The sequence below is a fragment of the Microcystis aeruginosa FD4 genome, from assembly GCF_009792235.1.
Taxonomy (GTDB): Bacteria; Cyanobacteriota; Cyanobacteriia; order Cyanobacteriales; family Microcystaceae; genus Microcystis; species Microcystis viridis.
This window is the reverse complement of sequence record NZ_CP046973.1, coordinates 1,025,387-1,049,620: the sequence shown is the minus strand read 5'-3', so window position 1 is coordinate 1,049,620 and position 24,234 is coordinate 1,025,387. Positions and strand designations below refer to the sequence as shown.

At 41.7% G+C, this 24,234-nt stretch carries 18 protein-coding genes and 3 pseudogenes; 5 read left to right on the top strand and 16 right to left on the bottom strand.

What is annotated here, in order from left to right; translation table 11 throughout:
• Positions 1–215 precede the first annotated feature (215 nt).
• Complete coding sequence (locus GQR42_RS05345) at positions 216–2,243, top strand: pentapeptide repeat-containing protein (protein ID WP_158199186.1); 2,028 nt, start codon at positions 216–218, stop codon at positions 2,241–2,243.
• Between the two features lie 358 nt (positions 2,244–2,601).
• Here the strand turns inward: GQR42_RS05345 and GQR42_RS05340 are convergent, their stop codons facing one another.
• From GQR42_RS05340 to GQR42_RS30265, 13 genes and pseudogenes are all read right to left on the bottom strand, one after another.
• Positions 2,602–6,231, bottom strand: a complete 3,630-nt coding sequence (locus tag GQR42_RS05340; RefSeq protein WP_158199185.1) for a type IIG restriction enzyme/methyltransferase — start codon at positions 6,229–6,231, stop codon at positions 2,602–2,604.
• Between the two features lie 172 nt (positions 6,232–6,403).
• The gene (locus GQR42_RS05335) at positions 6,404–7,147 is read right to left on the bottom strand and encodes a DUF1995 family protein (RefSeq protein ID WP_158199184.1); all 744 of its coding nucleotides are present in this window, start codon (positions 7,145–7,147) and stop codon (positions 6,404–6,406) included.
• Between the two features lie 541 nt (positions 7,148–7,688).
• Positions 7,689–7,961, bottom strand: coding sequence for a hypothetical protein (locus GQR42_RS05330; RefSeq protein ID WP_158199183.1), 273 nt, complete (start codon positions 7,959–7,961; stop codon positions 7,689–7,691).
• A 5-nt stretch (positions 7,962–7,966) separates the two neighbouring features.
• Positions 7,967–8,711: pseudogene (locus GQR42_RS05325) on the bottom strand (hypothetical protein).
• A gap of 120 nt (positions 8,712–8,831) precedes the next feature.
• Positions 8,832–10,577, bottom strand: coding sequence for a diflavin flavoprotein (locus GQR42_RS05320; RefSeq protein ID WP_158199182.1), 1,746 nt, complete (start codon positions 10,575–10,577; stop codon positions 8,832–8,834).
• Positions 10,578–10,739: 162 nt separating this feature from the next.
• On the bottom strand, positions 10,740–11,240 hold the full coding sequence (locus GQR42_RS05315; protein ID WP_158199181.1) for a phosphate-starvation-inducible PsiE family protein: 501 nt from the start codon (positions 11,238–11,240) through the stop codon (positions 10,740–10,742).
• 184 nt (positions 11,241–11,424) lie between these two features.
• Positions 11,425–13,149: a diflavin flavoprotein gene (locus tag GQR42_RS05310; protein ID WP_158199180.1), complete on the bottom strand. Its 1,725-nt coding sequence runs from the start codon at positions 13,147–13,149 to the stop codon at positions 11,425–11,427.
• Positions 13,150–13,778: 629 nt separating this feature from the next.
• Positions 13,779–14,408, bottom strand: coding sequence for a PEP-CTERM sorting domain-containing protein (locus GQR42_RS05305; protein ID WP_158199179.1), 630 nt, complete (start codon positions 14,406–14,408; stop codon positions 13,779–13,781).
• A 388-nt stretch (positions 14,409–14,796) separates the two neighbouring features.
• The gene (locus GQR42_RS28355; protein ID WP_233271278.1) at positions 14,797–14,946 is read right to left on the bottom strand and encodes a hypothetical protein; all 150 of its coding nucleotides are present in this window, start codon (positions 14,944–14,946) and stop codon (positions 14,797–14,799) included.
• Between the two features lie 24 nt (positions 14,947–14,970).
• Entirely contained in the window at positions 14,971–15,138 is a 168-nt protein-coding gene (locus GQR42_RS05295; RefSeq protein ID WP_158199178.1) for a hypothetical protein, read from the bottom strand.
• On the bottom strand, positions 15,098–15,610 hold the full coding sequence (gene tadA, locus GQR42_RS05290; protein WP_158199177.1) for a tRNA adenosine(34) deaminase TadA: 513 nt from the start codon (positions 15,608–15,610) through the stop codon (positions 15,098–15,100). Before tadA ends, GQR42_RS05295 begins: the two co-directional genes overlap by 41 nt.
• A pseudogene (gene grxC, locus GQR42_RS05285) lies at positions 15,595–15,852 on the bottom strand (glutaredoxin 3); the annotation flags it as partial. The gene tadA and the pseudogene grxC, both read right to left, overlap by 16 nt.
• Before the next feature lie 632 nt (positions 15,853–16,484).
• Positions 16,485–16,553, bottom strand: a pseudogene (locus GQR42_RS30265) (glutaredoxin 3); the annotation flags it as partial.
• 32 nt (positions 16,554–16,585) lie between these two features.
• Here GQR42_RS30265 and GQR42_RS05275 point away from each other — a divergent pair.
• The 3 genes from GQR42_RS05275 (at position 16,586) to GQR42_RS05265 (ending at position 19,286) form a co-directional block, all read left to right on the top strand.
• Positions 16,586–17,146, top strand: a complete 561-nt coding sequence (locus GQR42_RS05275; RefSeq protein ID WP_158199176.1) for a 5-formyltetrahydrofolate cyclo-ligase — start codon at positions 16,586–16,588, stop codon at positions 17,144–17,146.
• A gap of 243 nt (positions 17,147–17,389) precedes the next feature.
• Positions 17,390–17,707 (top strand): hypothetical protein, encoded by a 318-nt coding sequence (locus tag GQR42_RS05270; protein WP_158199175.1) that lies wholly within the window; start codon positions 17,390–17,392, stop codon positions 17,705–17,707.
• A 391-nt stretch (positions 17,708–18,098) separates the two neighbouring features.
• Complete coding sequence (locus GQR42_RS05265) at positions 18,099–19,286, top strand: RNA-guided endonuclease InsQ/TnpB family protein (RefSeq protein WP_158199174.1); 1,188 nt, start codon at positions 18,099–18,101, stop codon at positions 19,284–19,286.
• 64 nt (positions 19,287–19,350) lie between these two features.
• On the opposite strand, the gene GQR42_RS05260 is transcribed toward GQR42_RS05265, so the two are convergent.
• Positions 19,351–21,429, bottom strand: a complete 2,079-nt coding sequence (locus GQR42_RS05260; protein ID WP_158199173.1) for a thioredoxin domain-containing protein — start codon at positions 21,427–21,429, stop codon at positions 19,351–19,353.
• A 77-nt stretch (positions 21,430–21,506) separates the two neighbouring features.
• Here GQR42_RS05260 and GQR42_RS05255 point away from each other — a divergent pair, with 77 nt between their 5' ends.
• Positions 21,507–22,115, top strand: a complete 609-nt coding sequence (locus GQR42_RS05255; RefSeq protein ID WP_158199172.1) for a chromophore lyase CpcT/CpeT — start codon at positions 21,507–21,509, stop codon at positions 22,113–22,115.
• On the opposite strand, the gene hemB is transcribed toward GQR42_RS05255, so the two are convergent.
• Positions 22,112–23,092, bottom strand: a complete 981-nt coding sequence (gene hemB, locus GQR42_RS05250; RefSeq protein WP_158199171.1) for a porphobilinogen synthase — start codon at positions 23,090–23,092, stop codon at positions 22,112–22,114. The two genes, GQR42_RS05255 and hemB, sit on opposite strands and share 4 nt — an antisense overlap.
• A gap of 116 nt (positions 23,093–23,208) precedes the next feature.
• Positions 23,209–23,865, bottom strand: coding sequence for a GTP cyclohydrolase I FolE (folE, locus tag GQR42_RS05245; protein WP_158199170.1), 657 nt, complete (start codon positions 23,863–23,865; stop codon positions 23,209–23,211).
• Positions 23,866–24,234 lie beyond the last annotated feature (369 nt).

Here is a 24,234-nt window from a genome sequence, read left to right as displayed (position 1 = left end):
TGTGAGCATAATTTCGGGACAATGGGAACTAGAGGTATGGATTGGGGAATTAGTTAGCCGCACATTATACATCAATAAAATTTTCGGTTAGGACATTAAGGCCAAGGGCAACCACCCAAGAATAGCAAGACAAAATAGAATTCGTTGTATTTTCCCTAATCCTTAAAACCTGATGATCAGCGATAAAAACTTAAAAAGTTGCAGGGGGTAAAGGTATGGACAGCAATACTTATCCGAGGTTATCATCGGTTTTTTGGCGACTCTTTGTCATCAGCATTGGTTTAGTAGGCGTTTCTGGTAATAATCTCATGGCTAAAGCAGAAAACGCTGAACAAATGAAACAATTATTAGCAACAAAAGAATGCCCGAACTGCGATCTTCGCAAAGCTAATCTAAGTAATATCAATCTAGAAAATGCCAATCTAGAAAATGCCAATTTGCAGGATGCCAATCTCACTAATGCTAACTTAGCAGGAGCAAACCTAGAAGGAGCGAAGTTAATCCACGCTAATTTAGAAAAGGCTAACTTAGAAGGGGCGAATTTAGCCAAAGCGAACTTAGTCAACGCTAACTTGGATTTTATCAACTTAAAAAATGCCAATCTAGTTGAGGCGCAAATGCGCGGGGTACAATTACGAGGAGCGTTGCTAGAATCGGCCAATTTGCAAGGGGCAGATCTGACCATGCACGACGGCAAACCAGTTTTTCTGGGTTATGGGAATCTACAAGGAGCTAACTTAGAAAAGGCGAAATTACGAGCGGTGTGGGCTCCTTGTGTTCATTTTGATCGAGCCAATCTTAAGGGTGCGGATTTTTCCCCCGATAAAGCTCAAACTCCCTGGTGGCAAGCTTTAGGTAACGTGGTTTCTCTGGGGACGGCGATCGCTGGTTATGGTGGAACCTTTGTTTACCATAACTCCCAAATGACCAATCTAACTGGAGCGACTTTTGTGAAGGCGGATCTCAGTCAGGCGCTATTAAAAGGAGTACAATTAACGGCGGCCGATTTCAGACAAGCACTACTGATCGAAACCCTGCTCGAAGGTTCTGATTTAAGAAACGCTAATTTTAGGGAAGCGGATCTCAGTCAAGCTAATCTCGATCAAGCTTACTTGGTGAATGGCATTCTCGATCACGCAAACCTAACTTCGACTCGTCTAACCAATATTAATCTGACTAATGCGGATCTGACGGGAGCGCAACTAGACAAAACGGAATTAGACCGGTCTAATCTCTGTAATGTCACTTTATCGGATGGTTCCAAATCTACTGCTCCCTGTAAGGAAAAAATTCCCGTGACTACCCTTACCAGTGGTGATGTTTGTCGTATTGCCTCTCACGATCTGGCTGATTTGTCCCTAGAGGTTCCCCCACCCAATACTGCCACCGCAATCACTCCAGAGGATACAAGTGCTTTATGGCAACAAGGGCTAGAAAAATACCAAAAACAAGATTATCAAGGTGCTATTGCCGATTTTACGGCAATTCTGACGATTAAACCCGATGATGCTCTGACTTACTATCAAAGAGGTCATGCCTACGCTCGCCTAGAAGATTTTAATCAGGCTCTGGCCGATTACAATCAAGTAATTGCCCTACAACCGGAATTGGCATCGGTTTACAACGATCGAGGGGCGATGCAGGCTCATTTAGGCAATTTGCGCGATGCCTTTATTGACTACGAGCGAGCTTTGCAGATCGATGGCAACCTACCGATAGTTTACTTGAATCGAGGCCTACTTTATCAGCAGATCGGAGAAGTCGAAAAGAGCAAAAAAGATTATCAACAGGTTTTTGCGATCGCTCCTGAAGTGGCCGTGGCAAGTTACAGCAAGGGTTTGGCTCCGATGACCTTGGCGCAATCACCGGCATTGGTTAGTATTCATCTAGAACGGGCTTTGGCACATTGGAATTTAGACCAAATTGATTTAGCACTCAAGGATATCGAGCAGGCTCTGGCAGTTGATGCTAATGCGGAATCAGCCTATTTATTGCGGGGTAATTTGTACTACGCTCGCAAGGAATGGTCAAAAGCCCTGGCAGATTATAATCAAGTCCTGAAGCTCGATCCCGATCATGCTAATGCTTTGTATAACCGTGCTTGGACAAAATACAAGATGGGTAACAAAAAAGAAGCGATCGCTGATTTTCAAACCGTTGCTACTCTTTATCAACAGCAGGGAAAAACCCAAGAGGAGACAAAAGTACGCCAATTGATCGAAAGATTAACTAGGGCTGGCTGAATAAATGTGAAATGTATGCAAAGTAAGGGTTTTGGGGCTTTACGAGCGAAACAGGTGCAAGATTTTGAGAGAATCGTGGTTCAAAACCTTGCATCTTCATCGGCCCGCGTCCTGTAGGGGCGAAGCATTCGGGCAATAACCTATCGGTGAAACCGTAGATTTTCTATCCGAATGCTTCGCCCGTACTTTTTCAGCAAACCCTAACTAAACAAGAGGATTAATTTCTCTGAAAATAGTGATGACAAAGATGGGATTTGGGAGGGGTGAATTTCCAAAAAACTTCTAGATAAGGCGAGGATATCATACCAATTGGTGGCTTGTCAATTTTTCTTAGAAGCCCCATGCAGTAAGGGGTTGGTTAGTTTTTTAGTATTTTTGCTTGGGGTAAGTCCAGATATTCTTGTTCTGTAAGCTCAAATTCTGGATCAATGATTTTTACTTCATTATAGGTGAGTTGATAGAGTTTGTAAACTAAGTGATCAATCTGCTTTTCTAATTCGCTTGTGTCAGCAGTAGGATCGTCTTTTTTTGCGGCGAGAATTTGATCTACTAATTTAATAAATGGTTTTTGTTTATCTTTTTCGATTTCTTGAAAGGGAAGATTTTTAATGTCAACAGTTTTTACTTGAGCAAATGCTCTACCTTCCTCTTCTTTAAATGACCGAAAAAAATAATTTAGAAGTTGGCTATTAAATAGAGCTAACACATATTTTAAATCAAAGTTAAAATTTTCTTTATTCACAATTAAATGAACTGTTTTATCCGTGTAAAGCTGTTGATCATCTAATGCACCAATTAGTTTATTGCTTGTTTGTCTATAAACTATTTTTAGATTTCTTTTTAAGAAATCGTCACTAAATCTAAAAGTGTCATTTGCGTTTAAATAACTTTTCCACTCACCTCTCAAATAATTATTTGAAAAAGAGATTGAATACCTTTTTAAATCTATACCTTTGATATAAAGAATATCATTATATTTTTCTTTGTTACCTTGGTAAAATACCCTACTACCGATGGAACCACCTCTTACTTTTCCTCTTCCTTCACTCCAATAGTTAAAGCCAACATCTTTAATATAGAAAAATGTATCAAACTTGGGAAGTCTGTCAAGTTTATAAATAATACTATTTTTGATGATAAAGTCTGTTACGCCTGGTTCAATTGTGCCTTTTATTGTTTTGGTATTACTTTTAAGAATCCAACTCTTTTGAGGCTTAATACTTATTGCAATAGTGATCGCACAAAAAACATTTACTTCTTGAAATATAAGATAATTGCCAAAGTCAATAATTTCTAAAATTTGATATTGTTTTGCCAAAAAATTTCTTATTTGTTCAAAATAGGTTCCTTTAATAAAAGTATTAGGCGTGATAAAAGAAAAAACATAATTTGGCTTAATTAATGGACAAACCATTTTAATAAAAGCAACATATAGATCATTATTCCTCCTAAATTCAGGATAATTTTGTTCATACAGGTTTTTGAGATTCTTATTAAAGACTACCAAATAAGGAGGATTCCCAATCACCACATCAAACCCAACAAAATCCCCGTCATCATTTAACACTTCGGGAAACTCAAACCGCCATTCCAAAGCATTTTCATACAGCCTACCGCTTTCAATATCTGCAATTTCAGCAGTTAGCTTATCAATCTCATTATTTAACTTAGTAACTTTTTTCTCCCGCGCTTTTTGCTCCGTCTTAGTCTCCTCAAATAATAAACCCTGATTTTCCAGATTATAAAGCTCCCCTTGTAATTGACGTAACTTCACCTTCTTAGGATCACCAATTAATAAATTAGCACTAAAACCAGCCTTAATCTTAGCAATCAGCGTTTTCATCTGCTGCTTTTGTTCCTTATTTTCCGCATTGCGATAAGTCTGTACCGCATTGCGATATTGCTCAATACTAAACTTCTGCTTCTGTAAAACCTGTTTAACATCCACATCCAAAGCAAACCGACTAATCAAAGAATTACCACACTTGATATTAATATCAATATTTGGCAAAGTTTCCAAGTTGCCATCCTCTCGATAATAAGCATTCTTTAAAAGCTCAATCCATAACCGCAACTGACAAATCGTCACGGAATTAGGGTTAATATCCACCCCAAATAAACACCCCTCGATAATCGTCTGTTTCTCATGAAATAAGGCTTTCTGTACTCGTTGCTTTTCTTGGTTATGGGGATGATAAGCAAATAAATTTCCCTCATCATCGTAAACCAGTAACTTATCATTTCGCACCTCTACCCGATAATCTTTTAGCGACTTACCCGAACTATCTAATAAAACCCGTAACTCACTCTTAATCGCGATTATCTCATTTAAAGCGGAAACTAAAAAATGTCCCGAACCCACCGCTGGATCACAAATCTTTAGACTATTAATAATAGTATTCGCCTCTTTTTTATCCTCAATTCGTTCATACAAATCATCTAAACTTTGACAATTCCAGCCTTTTACTTCCTTAAACTTCTGCACAATCGCTCGTCGTATCGTTTCCCGACACATATACATGGTAATAAAACTCGGCGTATAAAAAGAACCGTCCTTATAACCATTAATCTTTTCAAAAATTAACCCCAACACCGAAGCATTAATTAACTTTTCGCTATCTTCTTGAGGATTTTCTAACTCATCTCGATCAAATTTATAAGCATCCAAAAACTCAAACAAATAAGCTAAAGCATTCAACTCATCTACTCGCTTATTACCCTGATTATCTTTTAGCACCGTACCTGCAAAAATGGGTAAAGTTCGCTCCCGCAAATTGCCAATGACAATCGTTTGCTGTTCCGTCTCCGTTGGCTCAAATAACGAACTATTTAAATAAGGTACATGAGCAAAAGTCGTTTTAACCTTAGCCTCGCGCTTATTTGTCTCCCTGGCTAACACATCAAAAAACAAACTATCGAGATCATCATAACTGGGAACTTTCGCCAAATTGAGAAAGGCAAAATCTCGATCGCCTTGATGATATTTAATTAACTGCGCTTCCAATAATTTGAGAAACAAAACCCGATTAATCCAATTAATTGATAACCGCAACGCCACATTAAAAAGCCGTTCCTCATCCGTAGTTCCAAACTCTTCAGGATTTTTTAATTGTGCAATTTTATCTAAACTATCCAACCGACTAATCGCATTTTCAATCAGGGAACCATCACAGCGATCGCCTTCTTTCATTCGTCCGATTAATTTTTTCCCTTTATCCTTAACTTCCGTCAAACCAATAATATACAAAAGCTCATTATAAAAAGGCTTATTTAAAGTATTACTGTCATTAACAAAAGGTAACTTAAGTAAATGCTCTGGCGAAAGAATCTTGTAAATATCCAGCAAATCTAAATTTTCCAGTTCTCGCAGATCAAAATGAGTAAACTTAATTTGCTCCATAACTTTAGTGATGGCTGGTTCGGCAATTTGTTGATAGAAAAAATCCGTTTTCGTACTACTCAGTCTCCCTGCTTCAAAATCGCAAAACTGGTTAACTAGAGCCTTATTAGCAAAAAACAACTCCTCAAAAATCTTCCCATCGAAAATAAACCACTCATAAATATTTGTCACGATCAAGTGTTTAATCTCAAGATTTTTATCCGTCACCCTTTCGCGGAGAAAATATAAAACTAACTGCTGAAAAGCCTTAGTATTGAGATGATCCAGTCTTGGCATTTCTGCATTTATTGTCCGACTAGGTTTCTTCGTCTCAAAAATAACCCCCACTGGACTTTTAACATCCTGGTTATTATGAATTACCAGATCGATGCGCTCTTTTGTATTGATAAAATAGCGATCAGTATAATAGGTATTTTTCAAAAAATCTATCAGCAAATTTTTATTAAACTCTTCAGACTTTTTGCTGTCACATTGCTCCAACAAGCGCGTCAAATTAGCTTGAAAAACCTGAATTGTTTCAGTATCAGGCTTAATTTTCAAGTACACCCGATTTAAGGTTTGCTTGAGTTCTCGCTTATTGACGATCATAAAAGTTTACCTCTAGGAAACTACCGATTAATTTTATTATAGCATTGCCCAATTATAGGTTAAAATAGAAGAACAAAAGTTGCAATCGAGGTCAATCCGTCAAAGTAAGGAATTTCTAACAGCAATGGGGAAAAAATCCCCCGTCAAGCTAGGCTGTGACGGGGGGAATATGTCACTGTTGCAATGCTTTTAAGAAGCGTCCCATAGTGGCAAATAAACCAGATTTTTTGGCTTTATTAGCAGGATTAGAACTATCATTAGGATTATTACTAGAAGCTTTCAGAATCAGATTTTCTAAAGCTTCGCCCATGGGTTTAGTGGATTGTTCAGAAATTAAGTCGTAACCGTCTTCTTTTTCGAGCCAAACTTGCCACAAAGAGGGATAGGAACGATAAACGATCGCTGATTCCAAGGGACGAAAATAATAACAACTTTCTAGGGTACTTAAAAATCTTTCTCGTAATTGTCGGGCTGCGTAACCGATACCCACTACCGATACATCTTCCAATTGGGGAATCAGAAGAACTACGGGGCGATCTTCGGCAAGGTAACAGAGTTTTTCTACGGAATTAATCTCCACCGAGGAGGGACAAACAACTAAAAAAGCTTCATCTTCGGGCTTAATTTTGTCTTCGACGGGAATAAAACGACTACCTAAATCTCCCAGTTGAAAAACTGTTTCTCCCCAATCCCGTCGAGCTAACATGGCAGCCCCAGTATCGGGAAAAATTACCCTTAAACCAGAACCATAACTGTCAAAAATAGAGGTAAAATCAAGGGCTAAAGCTTGCGCTTGTAGAGCAATTTCTGGGATAACTAATTCCACTTGTATGCGTCTAGCTCCTGATTCTAGAGCCAGTTGGGTGGCGGCTTTCGCTTGCAGGATTGTTTCTTCTAGGGAATTGGGCAGGATCATTTCAGTTATCAGTGAGCAGTTATCGGTTATCGGTTATCAGTTATCAGTTATCAGTGAGCAGTTATCAGTGATTACCTCTGGTCGTCGGTGGCTTAAAATCAGAAAGATTTTAATTTTTATAAAAGGTAGGGTTGATTCATGAATGAACCCTACCCTTAATAAGGGGGGCATCTGAAAGTTTGTTTTTAATACCTACCTACTTAGGGCTTGCTGAATAAATGTGAAATGTAGGCAAGGTAAGGGTTTTATGGCTTTTCTCGTGAAACAGGTGCAAGATTTTGAGAGAATCGTGCTTCAAAACCTTGGGTCTTCATCGGCCCGCGTCCTGTAGGGGCGAAGCATTCGGGCAATAACCTATCGGTGAAACCGGAGATTTTCTATCCGAATGCTTCGCCCGTACTTTTTGCCGCAAACCCTACTTAAGTTTAGATGAAGTATGACGATATCTGGCATCATCCCCAGCATTAAGATAAATCCTATAAAATACTTTTAGTTTTTAAGAAGAAGGTCGGTAATTGGGGAAAAGGTGAGGAGAGAAAGCTTAGGAAAGCTGATAGGAGCCGTGACGTTGGGCATAATAATCGAGAATTGCCGTGACCAGAGTGCGATCGCTTTCCTGAAAAGCCTGGGTATAGTTAATTTCCAAACTACCGATCTGACTTTGGTGATAATCGAATTGTTGGAACTGCTGGGGAGTGAGATGGGTTTCCACACCCTGAACCTGTTGTAAATGGCTGGCTAATTCTCGATAGATAGCCAAGGGCATTCGCGGATAAATAATGGTTTGTTTTTGTTGAATAGCAATCGATCGCACGGGTTTTATTCTCCTGATTCGGAAACATTATAACTGATCGAGGCTTGCGGTGCGGCGGCGGGTTCGGGGACACCATCCCCTAAACGACGGGTAATAGTTCGACCGTATTGTTCTAGGACAATAGAGGGGTTTTTGGGATTAGTATCGATCGCTTTAACTAAAATTAAACCATTAGAGAGGGTAGAACCGGGGATAACTCGACGTTCCGTGGCTTCTCTGGGGGCTTTCACGATCGCCATAGGAGTGGTAGGTAATTGGACGATGCCTGATACTTGCACTTCTTCCGCTTCCGTCGGTTGCGGTGGTGGTGGCGGCGCTTTCACTATCGGTCGTCCGGGGGTGGGACGATTGCCTACGGATGCGGGTGCGGGTGCGGGACGATTGCCTCCTGGTGCAGGTGCGCCAGTGGCCGCCGGAGTCCCAGTTGGGGGTTCTTCCTCCACTGTAATCGTAATATTGGGCTGCAGAGGCAAAATAGCGAAGGGATCGCTGCGACCGCGGTTAATTTCTGCCCGTTTTTGGTCGGGAATCGGTGGCGGGAATTAATCCAGCTACCCTTAGGGGGGGTGGTTCGGTAGCTGGTTGCACAGGATTGCTAAAGGCAGGTGGTTGGGCAGCCGGGGGACTAGGAGAGGGGGTGGGGGTTTCTTGGGTAATCGGTGGGGATTGATTAGCTTGGTCAGAAGTTGGACATCCCACCAACAATAGAGCGACACTCCCCACCGACAGTATTAGCGGCAATTTTTTCATGGGAAAACAAAGACAAAATAGCCCTGAATGATAACTTTAGATACTAACATAACATTTGTTTCCCAGAAATCCAGGCAGACCACACGGGAAAGTCAGGAGCTTGACCCCGCTGGTCCGGTTTTAATACTGACCGCCGGATTTGCGATGACCGATGGCGGTGACACCGTTACTATCCAAAACTTGACCCCGCTCGACGGTAGCATAGACTAACCAGCGATCGCCGCAGAGTTGTCGCTCTTTGACCGTACACTCTAGATAGGCGAGACTTTCACTTAAAATCAGACAGCCATTTTCCCCGACTTGGGTTTCTAATCCCGTAAAGACATCGCCGCCAGATTTGATGCGATTGGAAAAATGGCGGCGTAAATTGCGCCCTTCCTTGAGAATATTCAAGATAAAGGCGGTTCCCGAGTTAATTAGGCGATCGGCGGCTTGTTCGTCAGCAACGGCGATAATTAGCCCCGGGGGGTTAAAACTGGCTTGGGATACCCAAGAGGTCAAGAAACCAGCATGATCCTCGCCCTGGCGAGTGGTGAGAACAGAGAGGGAACCGACGATCCGGCCAACGGCCTGGGCAGTGCGATCGATTTGTGCCTCGGTCATTCCCTGTTGGGGAACCCGCAATTTTTTGGTTTTTTTCAAGGTCCGGGCGAAGGTTTCTCCGGCTAAATAACCTGCTTGTAAACTGCTTTCTGTGGGGTTAAAACGCACGCGCAAGGATTCAAAACCGAGGCGATAATTGGCATCTTTGAGTTTAGTTTCAATTAAATCTACAGCTTCCCCACTCCAACCATAGGAACCAAAAACCCCAGCTAATTTAGTTTTTGCTGCCGTAGAAAGAACAATTCCTAAAGCGGTTTGAATCTGGGTAGGAGCATGACCGGCTAAGGTGGGAGAACCGATAATAAATCCGTCACAATTTTCGATCGCTTGACTAATTTCGGCAGGGGTGGCAAACTCACAATTGATTGATTCTACGGCCAGATCATTTTCTAATAATCCTCGTTCGATCGAGCGGGCCAGGGTGGCAGTATTTCCGTAGGCAGAAGCATATAATAAAGCCACTTGTAGGGGTCGAGTTTTTTGTTCTTGACACCAATAACGATAATCGTGGGCAAGACGACTAAGACTATAACGAATTATCGGACCGTGGGCGGGTGCATAATATTGGGCGGGAAATTCTTTAATTTTGTCGAGGGCTGTTTCTACTGGTTTTGATTGCACAGCATGGAGACAATCAAAATAATAACGACGATCTGCGTCTAATTCTTTCCAATTTTTATCCCAAATATCGTCACCGCACAGATGCACACTAAAGAATTTATCGCTGTATAAAATTTGGGTTTTTTGGTCAAAAGTGCAGATACCATCAGGCCAGCGTGGCGTAGGGACATTAATAAAGCTTAGTTGATGACCTTGCCCTAAATCAATAATTTCATCGGTTCGTATGCCCAAAATTTGTGCGGCGGGCAAGGCATTTTTAAGGGTATTGACGGCAGATTTAGAACAGAGGATGGTGATTTGATGGGTTTCGGCTAATAATGCCTTTAAAGTGACAATACGGTTGGGATTAACGTGACTGAGAATCAGATAATCGAGACGATGTAAGGAGATATATTGACGAATTTCTTCTAAATAAATTTCGGTGAATGATTCTCCGGGAGGATCAATTAAGGCGGTTTGATCACCACGGATCAGATAGGAATTAGCGGTGGTTCCCCGTTGACGAGCATATTCTATTTCAAATTTTAATCTGTCCCAAGTACGGGAGCGAAAAACCCAAGTTTGATCGGCTATTTCTGCGGTTTGAACATCGCGGGAGCGATTATTAATAGCAGGATTGGGAATTAAGGTAGTAGTGGTCATAGTTGTTAATTTGGTTATTAGTTGTTCGGTGTGGGGTGTGGGGTGTGGGGTGTTGGGGGAGTGAGGTTTTAGGGTTTTAGTGGAAATTACTCTATCTCCCCATTACCCTATTCCCCCATTTACCTATCCCCTTCTAACTGATAACTGATAACTGATAACTGATTAAGTTTTGCTGTTTATTTCAGTTAAGTCTTTAACTAAATGTTGACGATAACGCTCAGAAACTTTTTGTTCGGGATCGATACCTTCAAAGGTGGGAGGAAGCCAAACTCTTAACACCATTAAGGCACCGAGAACTATTAGAAAAGCACAGGCTGCTAATACTTGTGTCCAATTAGTTTCTAGGACTCCTCTGACAATTAATTCTCGCAAAACCGAGACGATAGAAACTTCCACGGCAACACCGATAGAAACTCGTTTTTCTTGCAAATAAATAATTAACAATCGGAACAATTCTACCAGAATTAAGAGGAATAAAATATCGGCGGTAACAATCCGAAATTGAATCGGTGGCAGCAGAGACATAAACATTTCTCTGACTTCTAACACCATGAAGCTAAATAAACCAATACAGAGAGAAATGACAATTAAATCTTGAATCATTTCTAAGACTTGCACTACTCTCACCATCATTGGGGAAGGTTTTTTAATTGGTTCGTACATTTTATTGCTCCTAAGATTGATAGAATTGGATGTTTCAGTTATCAGTGAGCAGTAAACAGTAATCAGTGAAAATAAAGCGGTAACTTCCTACTTAACACTATCCCATGAAAACTCACATCTGATAACTCACATCTGATAACTGATAACTGATAACTGATAACTGTTAACTGATAACTGGTAACTGTTAATAATGATTGCCAACTTTGCGATGATGGACAGCAGTTAAGGTATCTAAACGGGCAACTCGTCCGGTATTAACGGTACAATAAACTACCCAATGATCGCCGCAATCTAAACGACTGGTGACTTCACATTCTATGTAAGCTAAGGCATCGGCTAAAATTGGTGATCCATTGTTAGCAGTATAGGTTTTAATGCCTTCAAAACGATTGGCACCGGGAGAGAAACGCTTGAGGAAATGTTTCATTAATTTCTGATAATTATCCTCAGCCAAAACATTTAAAACAAAGGTATCGCTAGGCTGTAAAAAGGATACCATTGCCCGATCTTTAGCCACTGCAATCGCCACACCTAAAGGATTTAAACTTGCTTGTGTCACCCAAGAGGCAATCATGGCGCTAGATAAATCAGCTTTTTGTGAAGTAATTAGGTATAATCCGGTGCTAATACGTCCTAGAGCTTTTTCTAAGTCGTTGTTAATCGACTTAATTTGTTTAATCGTTTTTTCTCGGCTTAACCATTGGCCGAGGTCGGTTCCTGCTTCATCGGCAATAAAATCGAGGGATTGACTGGGATTGTCTTTAACTAAAAGAGGAGGAAAAGCTTCGATCGCGACCATTTCCTGTAATTTATTTCTTAAGGGAAAAATTGGTTCATCTTCCCCACCTCCTGACTCAAATAATCCTACTGCTTGTTTGCCATTGACTGAAGCAAGAATCGTGCTTAAAATCGTCTGGTTAATCAGGGAAGATTGGGGAGGCATTCCGATGACAACTCCCTTCGATTGATTGATTAATTCTCTGACTTCGTGGGGATCAGCATTATTCATATCGACTAATTCTGTCACCACATCAGTTTTAGTCAACCCCTGACTGATCATAGTAGCTAAATGTTCGCTTTGTCCGTAATCTTGGGTAAAGAATACAGCCACTAAAGTATCGGCAGAAGTTTGTTCTTGACTCCAAGTTTGATAGCGTCCCACCCAATCAGAAATATGGTGTTTTAATAGGGGACCGTGACCAGTGGCAATGAGATTAATCTCAAATTTCTCGATTCTTTTAATTGCCCCTAAAACCGAACGAGCATTCGGTCGCATCAGACAGTCATAATAGGTTTGAAAATCGGCTTCTAGCAGCTCTTTTTCTCGATCATAGGTTTGATCATCGCAAAAGTGCATTCCGAAGGCATCACAGGTAAAAAGGGTGGCAGTTTTAGCATCAAAAGTGAAGATAGTATCAGGCCAATGAAGATTAGGGGCCGAAACAAATTCTAAGACATGACCATTACCTAAATCTAAAGTATCACCACTTTTAACGATTAACTGTTTAAAGGGTCTGTGTACCATGTTTTCGAGGAATTGCATGGCAACTTTTGCCCCCACCACGGTAACTTCTGGGACTAATTCTAAAACTTCTTTGACTAAACCACTGTGGTCGGGTTCGGTGTGACTGATAATTAAATAATCAAGATGATTGATGTTGATTAGTTTAGTTAATTCATCCAGATAAAGGCGATCGAATTTGCGGTGAGATGTATCAATTAGGGCGGTTTTTTCCCCTTGAATAACAAAAGAGTTATAAGTGGTACCGTTTTCTAAACCAAATTCGATATCAAAGCGATCGCGGTCCCAATCCAAACAGCGTAAGGTAAAGGTATTTTCGGCTATTTTTTGGATTTGTGTGGTTAAACGGCTGGTTTTAGCGGGTTTTGGGGTGATTAAAGCAACCATAATTTCTATCTCCCACAGGATTTGATTCGGAACTGCATTTGCTTAATTCCTATGGTGACTTGCTTTCAGCGATTTGTAAAATACCAATTACTCAAGTAAATTATTAGTTAGATTTATATAACGTTTTATCTATGGTTGCGGATATTAATTTGAGTGCCGGTCTTACCGAATCAACACCTGAATACTGACTGTGCATCGTATCCACCAGTTGGCCTAGTCCTCGGTTTTGCAACCTGCACTTTTGCCTATTTGTCAAGCTTTTTACACAATTCTTAATATTTTTCTCGTTTTTGCTCTCTCGCTCTCTTGGGGTGTTTTGTTTTCGATCTCAGTCTATGGGTGAACCTGTAACCCTTGAGGATATTTACCAGCCATTCCGTGCCGGTGAAACGTTTTTTTGTCTTAAAGTCCAGAAAACGGGTTTCTCGAAGAAACCTGTTTTCTAGGTTAATGCTTCTTTCCAAGGTTCATCATAATTAGCGGTTGTTTGGTTCATTGGAGTTGTCTGCTTACCCGTAGGGTATGAAGCACAATAGCGTAACGCACCGATTTAATAATAGAGGTGGTGCGTTACGGCGGATTGTTGATGCGTGTTTTTTTGACGGAATTGATAGCCGCAAACAGGCAATCTACACTCTTTTGGCATACTGTTTCTTGAGAACAGGTATAACGCCTAGTAGGATAAATAAACCTATATTTAGACTGGGTTCAGGTATAGTTACAGGGTCATTGGCGGGGACAATAGGGACAATTTGAATTAATTGACTTAGATTAGTTGGATCATTAGCGGCTAAGGTTCCATCAGCAAAATTTGTTTGACTCAAATCTACATTTAGGCTTAAATTAGAGCTACCTTTTCCGATAACTTGAAAGTGCATTAAGCTAAATTGTTCTAGTTGATTCAGTCCCAAGATTGAACCTAAACCGGCAGCAGGAAAAGATGCTCCCCCTAAGTCGGTAATTGTCCCATTAATGTTATTTAAGGTTCCTCCCCGAAAGAGAGTAAAGTTAGCAGTAACTAAGGGACTGTTATCATCAACTGGATTAAAAGGAATGTCAATATTTTGGATTTTGTTGGCTTCAAAATTGAGATTGATAGCACTACCAGTTAATCCGATAGGATTACTATGAATATCCCTCATTAAGACTTGAACAAAAAAGCGATCGCCTATATTTAAGGGATTATTTTGATTAAGGAATCCACCGGGGGTTCCTGCGATGTCTTCCCTCAGATTAAATTCAACGGCTAAATTAGGCATAATTTTCTGTCAATTTGTGAATGGATAAGACTAAATCAGGTTGTAGATTACTCGTGGCACTCGTAGGTTGTGAAGAGCGATAGGGTAACGCATAAATTGAATGATAGAGGTGGTGCGTTACGGCAGATTGTTAATTTTATTTTTTTGACCTAACGCACCATAAACTCTACACTTTTCATTGCTATAAATTAGGTTAGAACAAGCTTAGTCCGTAGTCAGAATTTAAGACTAAGAAGTCACCTAAATTGATTCCACCGTCTCCATTAATATCAGCAGTGGGATCGTATTTAGGACTACCAATACTACTGTTGAAAGCGGCTTGTAATGGTGCTAAGTCACCCCGAACTATAGCGGTATTCGCTTGAGTGAGATACAGATAAAGTATTGCCTAGACTGACTTATAGCTTGTTGCAGTATACCTCATTCGACTGCATACCGCTATAACCCTTTTTGCAAGCTGAAAAACATCAAGATTAATTTCCTCTAATTCATCAGCTAAAATTTCACCGGGGTGAATAGTACTTTTCCAATTATTCATCGTTAATTCTCCTTACAGCCCTTCTCATAAAGAAGAAGTGTAACCTAATTTGATATTAACTCCTATCTCCCTGACTTGAAAGAGGGTGTAGGGTGTGGGGTGTGGGGTGTAGGGAAGGAAACCTCTTTCATCTGTGGGGGTGAAAATTTTTTCATCGGGACTGACTCCTTGAAATATTTCTTTTTTTCTCAAACCAAGTTTGTAATAATTCCCCCGATTCCTTAGCTAAAATTCCCGCGATTACCGGTAAACGATGGTTAGAAAAAGGACTATCAATAAAATTAGCCACAGTGCGGATAACTCCTGTTTTCGGATCGTCAGCACCGTACACTAATAATCCTAATCTAGCCTGAATGATTGCCCCGGCACACATGGGACAGGGTTCGAGGGTGACGTAGAGGGTACAATCATTTAAGTGCCAATTGCCCAACAGCTGACTAGCAGCACGAATCGCCAGAATTTCAGCGTGAGCCGTGGAATCATGGTGTTTTTCCTTGCAATTAGCCCCTTGAGCGATTAAATTGCCCTGTTTATCCACGATAACCGCTCCCACAGGTACATCACCCCGGTCCCCCGCAGTTGCCGCTAAATTTAAAGCTAACTGCATCCATTGCCGATGTTTCTCATAGGCTTTTTCGTCAATAGACTTTAGATAGTCCCACATTTAGCCAATAAATTATCTAATTTTTTCTGACCATCCAAAGCATACAAATCATCACCACCACCTATAGGTTCATTATTAATAAAAATCTGTGGTACACTGCGTTTACCCTTGGCACGTTCGGCCATGGCTTGACGAGCGCTTTCATCCCCATCAATCTTGTATTCGGTGTATTTTACTCCTTTCCAACCCAGCAACCATTTAGCACGAATACAGTAGGGACAAGTTGCCCAGGTTTGACGCTCCCATCGCTAAAAGCGAGGGATTCTTGGTTCAACAAGTCCACTTACTTTAGATTCCTTGCGTTATCTAAAACAGAGGTGGTTCTTACGCCTGCGCGTTACTTTTCGTGCGCCCCACGATAGTTGTATTTCTACAAAATTTGCTTTAATTGAAACGTTAGCTTCAAATACTGCTTTGTCTAGTTCCTACAAAGATTTTACATCACGAGCAGGTGAGAAACTAGAACTATTGAGTAGAACCCTATATCTTTGATTGTCAAGGTGCAGAGGTTGTAGTGATTAGACTACATGGGTTTTTAGAGCGGTTGATTACCCTATCCGCTATGCTCACATAGTAGCTATTTTTCGTAAGTATGTCAAGACCCTTAAAAGAAAAAAGACTGCCGATGCTCATGACTCCGAATATGAGCAAGCGCACTTCAAAATACGCATCTAGAATGCAATTAACAATTTCAGAAGTTATTCGAGATTTTGCTCTTGAGATTAGACATTTATTTTTAGCTGTGCTTCGTGTCACTGAGCCTTTACATTGAGCCTGTCGAAATGTGTCGAAATGTGTCGAAGTGCTGTTTTATATTGACGGAACCTTTCATCTCCTAGGTAAAACCGAGAGTTCCTTCAAGCCGACATTTAAGGTAAATTTCCACATTGGCCTTGATATTCTCGTTATAACGCCCAAAAAGCGAGTTAAATAGATTTAGCATCTTGTGACTACAGAAATATTTATCTCTATTTTATGGATTCCGCTACCAAAAAAGCCCAATTACGCAAACAACTAATTGCCCAAAGACGATCGCTTCCTAAGCATATTTGGCAAGAAAATAGTCAGCAACTTTGCAAAAATTTACAATCTTTACCCCTCTTTCAGCACGCTAAAACCATTCTCGCTTACTTCAGTCATCGTCAAGAGCCGGATTTAAGTTCCTTATTTTGCCAACACCATCGCTGGGGTTTTTCCCGTTGTGAGGGAGATAGCCTCACCTGGCACTGTTGGAGTGCCGACGATCCCCTAGAATTAAATCGTTATGGCATCTACGAACCAACAGCGATCGCTCCTCTCATTTTACCGGCCGAAGTGGACTTACTGTTAATTCCCGCCGTCGCTTGCGATCGCCAAGGTTATCGCTTAGGCTACGGGGGAGGTTATTTTGATCGTCTCTTAAATTCCCCCGAATGGCAAGCTATCCCCTCGCTCGGGATTGTCTTTGACTTTGCCTATCTCGATACCCTTCCCCTCGATACTTGGGATCAAAAATTGCCAGGAATCTGTACCGAATCAAGAACCGAAATTTTTTAACAATTATTTCCCTATTCCCTCACACCCAATCCCCAACCCGATCCCTGTCTCCTGTCTCGGAGTCTCCTGTCTCGGAGTCTCCTGTCTCCTGACTCCTTACCTCACCGTTAACTTTACCTTTCAGCGACTACTCATATATTAAGTTTTATTGAATCCGATCGACGCTTAAGATAGCTTTGCTAGGATGAAGTTCACATCAGGAGATGTTTAAAGTAATCACTGGAAAAAGTCAACAGGGAAGCAATGAAACACTTTCACGAACCATGGATTCAAGAATGGTGTCAAGAAAACGGCTGGACAGAGCTATTTCTCGAACGCTACAGTAATTATTGGGCATTCCCTCCCAATGCCGTGATGCCGGAACCAATTCCGACCAAAGTGTTACAAAAAATTAAGCGCCAAAAAGGTCTATCTCCTGCCGAAAAACTTTGGTTAGGAGTGGCGATCGGATTGACTGTGACAGCTTTAATTATCGCTGTCATCCTCGCTTGTCCTATGCCTATAGTTCTCGCTTTTGCTTTTGATGCTGTCACCGCAGCGCGATTAGAAGTGGAATATTAATCGGCGTTGCTGATTTGAGATATGAATCTTCTTTTGTGGGATTTTTAAAAACTAGACTCAAACTAACTTTCGTTTGATCATCGAAAATTTGGGTCTGAAACCCCGTCGTTCTACGACGGCTTTACTGTTAAATAGGGTTTGCTGAAAAAGTTTTTCCTGGGGGCAGGGTGTAGGGTGTGGGGTGTGGGGTGTAGGGTTTTACCGATTTTGAGGGGGTCAATTACCTAATTTTCAGGGAAAAAGTCCAGGAATTTTTCCCCCGATCACTCCCAGATCCATTACTTTTTGATGGCCAAAAGGTCTAAAAGTTTTACCCAACAAGGTTTTTAGATTTATTCAGCAAACCCTAAATATGAGCATCGTTTACGAAATATATGCTAAAATGTGAGGCATGGAAAAAGCCTATTCGTTTCGAATTTACCCCACACCCGAACAAGAGTCGCTATTGCGGCGCACTTTGGGCTGTGTAAGATTGGTTTACAATAAAGCTCTCCATCTCAGAACACAAGCATGGTACGAAAAGCAAGAAAGAGTAGGCTACGCTCAAACCTCTTCAATGCTAACTGATTGGAAAAAGCAAGAAGAATTAGACTTTCTCAACGAAGTAAGCTGTGTACCTTTGCAACAAGGGTTAAGACACCTACAAACAGCTTTCACTAACTTCTTTGCTGGTCGTACTAAGTATCCTAACTTTAGGAAAAAACATCAGGGAGGAAGTGCCGAATTTACTAAGTCAGCCTTTAAATTTAAAGACAAACAAATCTATTTAGCTAAATGCACAGAACCTTTACCTATTCGATGGTCAAGACAAATACCAGAAAGCTGTGAACCAAGCACAGTAACAGTCAGATTACATCCTTCTGGACGCTGGCATATCTCAATAAGATTTGATGACCCAACAATTAAGCCATTACCAGTAACAGATAAAGCCATTGGAATTGACTTAGGAATTAGTAGCCTAGTAATTACCAGCGATGGTGACAAAGTGTCTAATCCTAAGCATTTTAAAAAGCATTATCAGAGACTGCGAAGAGCATCGAAAAGCCTTTCTCGAAAACAGAAAGGTTCAAAAAATCGGGAAAAAGCGAGAATCAAAGTAGCCAAAATTCACGCCCAAATTACTGATAGTAGAAAAGACCATTTACACAAGCTAACCACTCAATTAGTTCGTGAAAACCAAACGATTGTAGTTGAGAATTTAGCCGTCAAGAATCTGGTCAAAAACCCGAAATTATCTCAGGCAATATCTGACGTTAGTTGGGGAGAAATAACTCGACAATTAGCCTATAAATGCCGTTGGTATGGGAGAAATTACCTCGAAATAGATAGATGGTTTCCTAGCTCTAAAAGGTGTAGTAATTGTGGGTATATTGCTGAGAAAATGCCGTTAAATATTCGAGAGTGGGACTGTCCAGACTGTGGGACGCACCATGACCGAGATATTAACGCTAGTAAAAATATTTTGGCCGCAGGACTTGCGGTGTCAGTCTGTAGAGCGACCATAAGACCAGAACAGAGTAAAACTGGGGCGGCAGGTGCGAAAAATCCTTCGGGACAGAAGCAGAAACCCAAATCGTGAGGTTTGGGAATCGCCGTCCGTTTTACGGCGGCGAGGATGTCAAGGGGAACGCACCATCTTTAAGTTAACCGAGCAGTATTGACTCCCCTGCCATCACCCCGGCAATTTGTCGGTCTAACTGTTCTAAATTTTCTGCTGGTTCAAGGCAGCATAACCCTTGACAAATTAACCCAAATGTGCTAGGCGGCAAACTGGCATCGACTCGATACACCACAGTGGGCAAATAGCGACCTAACAGCCGCTCGATCGAGCTTTCCGGGGCGCGCAGGCAGAAACCGTGACGATAGTGATCGAGAGCGACAAATAAACTGGGGCAAGCGGTGGGGGACTCTTCTAGGATGGTACTAAAAGATTGCAAGGCCTTTTCGGCCCGATCGAGATATTCTAGATTTTCCGTCAATCGCGACAGACGAACTAAATTAGCGATCGCAATTCCATTGGCTGAAGGGGTGGCATTATCCGTATAACCCCGTTCTCGCACGATCAGATCGAGACTATGATCGGAAGCGGTATTAAAATATCCCCCCTCATCCTCAGCCCAAAACCAGCGATCAAATTCCCCTTGCAAATCGATAGCAGCCTCTAACCAGGGAGTTTCTTGGGGTTTAGCCGTTTGCAGGTCGAGCAAAGCCTTAATAAAATAGGCAAAATCCTCCGATTGGGCTAAAACCGAGGCCTGACCCTGATAATTCAAGCGCTGAAAACGTCCATCTAACCACTGATGCTTGAGAATAAACTCGGCCGCTTGAGTAGCCATTTGCCAGTACAAAGGTTCGCCAAAGACAGCAAAGGCCCGGGCCAAACCAGAAATCATCAAACTATTCCAAGCGACAATCATTTTCGTATCCGTTACCGCCGGAATCCGTCCCGGCCAAGAGACGGTTTTCGCCTCTTGATTGTCTCTGGCCGGGGGAAAAAGAGCTAATTGGGTCTGAGAACTGCCATAACGCCGAATAAATAACTTATCGAGCATATTTTCTATCTCCGACGATAATTCTCCTCCTTGACGACGCTGCAGGACATTACGTCCCTCAAAATTCCCCTCGGCAGTGACGGTAAAATTAGCTTGCAGCAACCCTAATTCCTCGGTCGAGAGATCATCTCTTAACTCTAAATCCGACCAGACATAAAAGGCTCCTTCCTCCGGTTCCCCATCCGTGGCCTTCTCAAAACTATCGGCATCTTGGGCCGCATAAAAATAACCTTCTGGGGCGGTCATTTCCCGTTTTAGCCAGTTAACCGTGCCTTTAATCCCTCTCTCAAAGGCCGCTTCTCGATCACCAGCACTCCACAAATTAGCTAAATATTCGACAATTTGCCCGTTATCGTAGAGCATTTTTTCAAAATGGGGAACTGTCCACGTTGAATCCACCGTATAACGATGGAATCCTCCCCCTACATGGTCATAGATTCCCCCCAAGGCCAGAGCTTCCCCCCGTTGATAGGCCGCTTGCCGGAGGGAATCGTCAAAATCGTCACCAAAGCGACTACCCTGCAAAGCCAGATGAGAATATGGAATCATCGGAAAACTGGGCCGACCGTAGTTATTGGGATTAACCCGAATCACCGCCGTATTTCTCTCGATTCCTGTGGCTAAAAGGGAAGGATCGGCTAAATTGGTCTCTGCTCGCGGTAAAATAGCCGATTGACGCAGTGCGCCCAGTATTTCGGCGGTAAATTTGCTTAATTTCTCCTTTTCCTCGTCGTAATAACGACGTATCGATTGCAACACTTGCAGAAAACCAGGCCGGTTAAACCGCGGTTGCACGGGAAAATAAGTGCCACCATAGAAGGGAATTAAACTATCCGGTGTTAGGAAGACATTCAGAGGCCAACCCCCTTGACCGACCATCAGCTGCAATGCTTGCATATAGATACTATCGATGTCTGGTCTTTCCTCGCGATCGACTTTGATCGGCAAAAAATACTGATTGAGATAATCGGCAATAGCCCGATCGGAAAAAGCTTCTCCTTCCATCACCGTACACCAATGACAGCTAGAATAACCGATCGAGAGAAAGATCGGTTTATCTTCTCTCCTGGCAATTTCTAGGGCGCTGTCACACCAATACCACCAATCGATCGGGTTTTCGGCGTGTTTTCGCAGGTAAAGACTTTCAGATTCAGCCAGATGATTAGCCATGGGAAAAGGGGAATTTTTGCTCTTGCTGCTTATCAGTTTAAGCTAATTAGAGACTAACCGGAATTAAGCTTCCCCTCATGCTGAAAACTTCGATCGCCCTAGGATTTTTTCTCACTCAATCTTTGCCCCTTAACCCGCAAGTGCAAGGGGTGGCTAATCATTTAATTGGGGTTATGGATACCAGGCAACAAGCGCAGACTAACCCCCGCATTGCTAAGGTGCAAATGACTACCTGTGCGGTGAATTTTTCCCCTAAACAGGATAATATTTATCTCTATCAAGAACAGGCGATTATCGATCAGTTAAATCAACCCTATCGTCAAAGAATTTTAGTCATTCAACCTAGCCCCGATAATTCCACTGTGGAATCAAAAGCTTATAAGTTAAATAATGCCGCTAACTTTATTAATTTTTGTAACAAAGACTTGACAGAAAGAAATTTAAATGTATCAGATTTGGCTGAGTCGGTGTGTACTGTGTTTTTAAAACCGATAGCGGGGGGTTATCGGGGAGAAACTCCCCCCCAGGGTTGTCCCACTAATGCCAGAGGTGCGGTGAAAATAACTAATACAATTATTCTACATTCCCAGGGCATGGATACCAGCGATCGAGGTTATGATAGCCTTGGCCGGCAGCTGTGGGGTGCGCGGGATAATTTCTATCAATTTCGCTGGCAAAAACCCTAAAATCGGCTTTCCTGTTTCATTAATGCCACATCGGCAGCAAAATAGGTCAAAATCAAATCGGCCCCCGCTCGTTTCATACTGGTTAAAGTTTCCAAAATCAGGCTTTTTTCGTCAATCCAGCCCTGTTTTGCCGCCGCTTTAATCATCGCGTATTCCCCACTGACGTTGTAAGCGGCAACGGGAAGATGGCTACTATCTCGCAGACGACGGATAATATCGAGGTAAGCAAGAGCGGGCTTAACCATGATAATATCTGCCCCTTCTGTTATGTCTAAACTGGCTTCCCGTAACGCTTCCCGACTATTAGCCCCATCCATTTGATAGGTTTTCTTATCACCAAATTTTGGTGCTGATTCTAAGGCATCTCGGAAGGGACCATAATAAGCAGAGGCATATTTAGCCGTATAAGCGAGAATTCCCACATCAAAATAGCCAGCCGCATCTAAAGCTCGACGGATCGCCCCAACCCTACCATCCATCATATCGGAAGGAGCGACGAAATTAGCCCCGGCTGCCGCTTGCGAGAGCGACATTTTCACTAAAACTTGCACGGTTTCATCGTTAAGAATTTTACCGTCTTGGACGATACCATCATGACCATAAATTGAAAAAGGATCAAGAGCAACATCGGTAATAATAATTATTTCAGGTACTTCTTTTTTAATCGCTTTCACTGTCCTTTGTACTAAACCATCGGGATTATAACTTTCTGTACCGAAATTATCTTTTTTATCTTCGGCAATCAGAGGGAAAAGAGCGATGGCATTAATGCCTAAATTATAAGCATTAACCACTTCTTTGAGCAATAAATCGAGGGAATAACGATAACAATCGGGCATAGAAGGAATAGCCACCTTTTGATTTTCTCCCTCCATGATAAAGAGGGGATAAATCAAGTCATTAACGGTTAATTCGGTTTCACGAACAAGACGGCGAATCGCTGGAGTGTAACGAAGACGACGGGGACGAATCAGCATGATAACAGCGAGTTAAAAATAAAAAGTAAACAGTAAATAGCTGGTTTGGTGCTGGTTTTTTGCCTAGGAAAAAACCGGGGATAGGACGATCAAATAATCCTGATCCCCCTGACTAATTAGTGAAAATCGGGACTATGACGAATCAAACTCATAAACTCTTGACGAGTCTTAGCAGAATCGGCAAAAATACCGCGCACGGCACTCGTAGAAGTCCAAGAACCGGGTTTTTCAACCCCGCGCATTACCATACACATATGAGTCGCTTCAATCACCACAGCTACCCCTTGAGGTTGCAGTAATCCTAGCAAAGCATCGGCAATTTGTGCGGTTAAACGTTCCTGTACTTGCAGTCGTCTGGCGTACATTTCACAGATGCGGGCAATTTTCGATAAACCGATCACTTTCCCGTTAGGAATATAGGCAACATGAGCGCGGCCGATAATGGGTAAAATATGGTGTTCACAGGAGCTAAAAATATCGATGTCTCGGATTAAAACCATCTCGTTAGCATTCTCGTGAAAAACTGCCCCATTCAGCAATTCATCTAGGGATTGCTGATAACCAGAAGTGAGAAATTTTAGGGCTTTTACTACTCGTTTAGGAGTGTCTCGTAAACCTTCGCGATCGGGCTCTTCTCCTAATCCTAACAGCAGTGTTCGTACCGCTTGCATCATCTCGGCTTCCGATACTGGCGATTTAGGTTCGGTAATCACTTCGGGAAAGTGATTGTAGTCATCATTGTCGAAAATTGCTTTGGACTTAGCTAAGGTCATAGATATTTTTACGGACTCCAATAGTTAATTAATCGGCAAAGTTTTCTGATTTTACCAATGTCAATAAATACCCTTTGCTAGAGTATTTATTTTTCTGGGCATCTAGACGATAACTAATGAAAGCTATCGGGTTATTCCCTCGTCTTTGGGTTTATCTCCGGTACGGAAATCTGGAAAAATTGATTTTCCTAGTCACCGAAAAAGTCTTGAGTATCTCCCTAGTTAATTGAGGGCAGAGTTCTAAAACACAATTAGTTTATTTTGTCAAGTAGTTTATTTGTTTGCAAAGGTGGCCTGCCTAGAATGATAATCGTTATCATTCTAACAAAAAATTTAGATTTGCCCACAAAAATTTTGTCGCCAGATAAA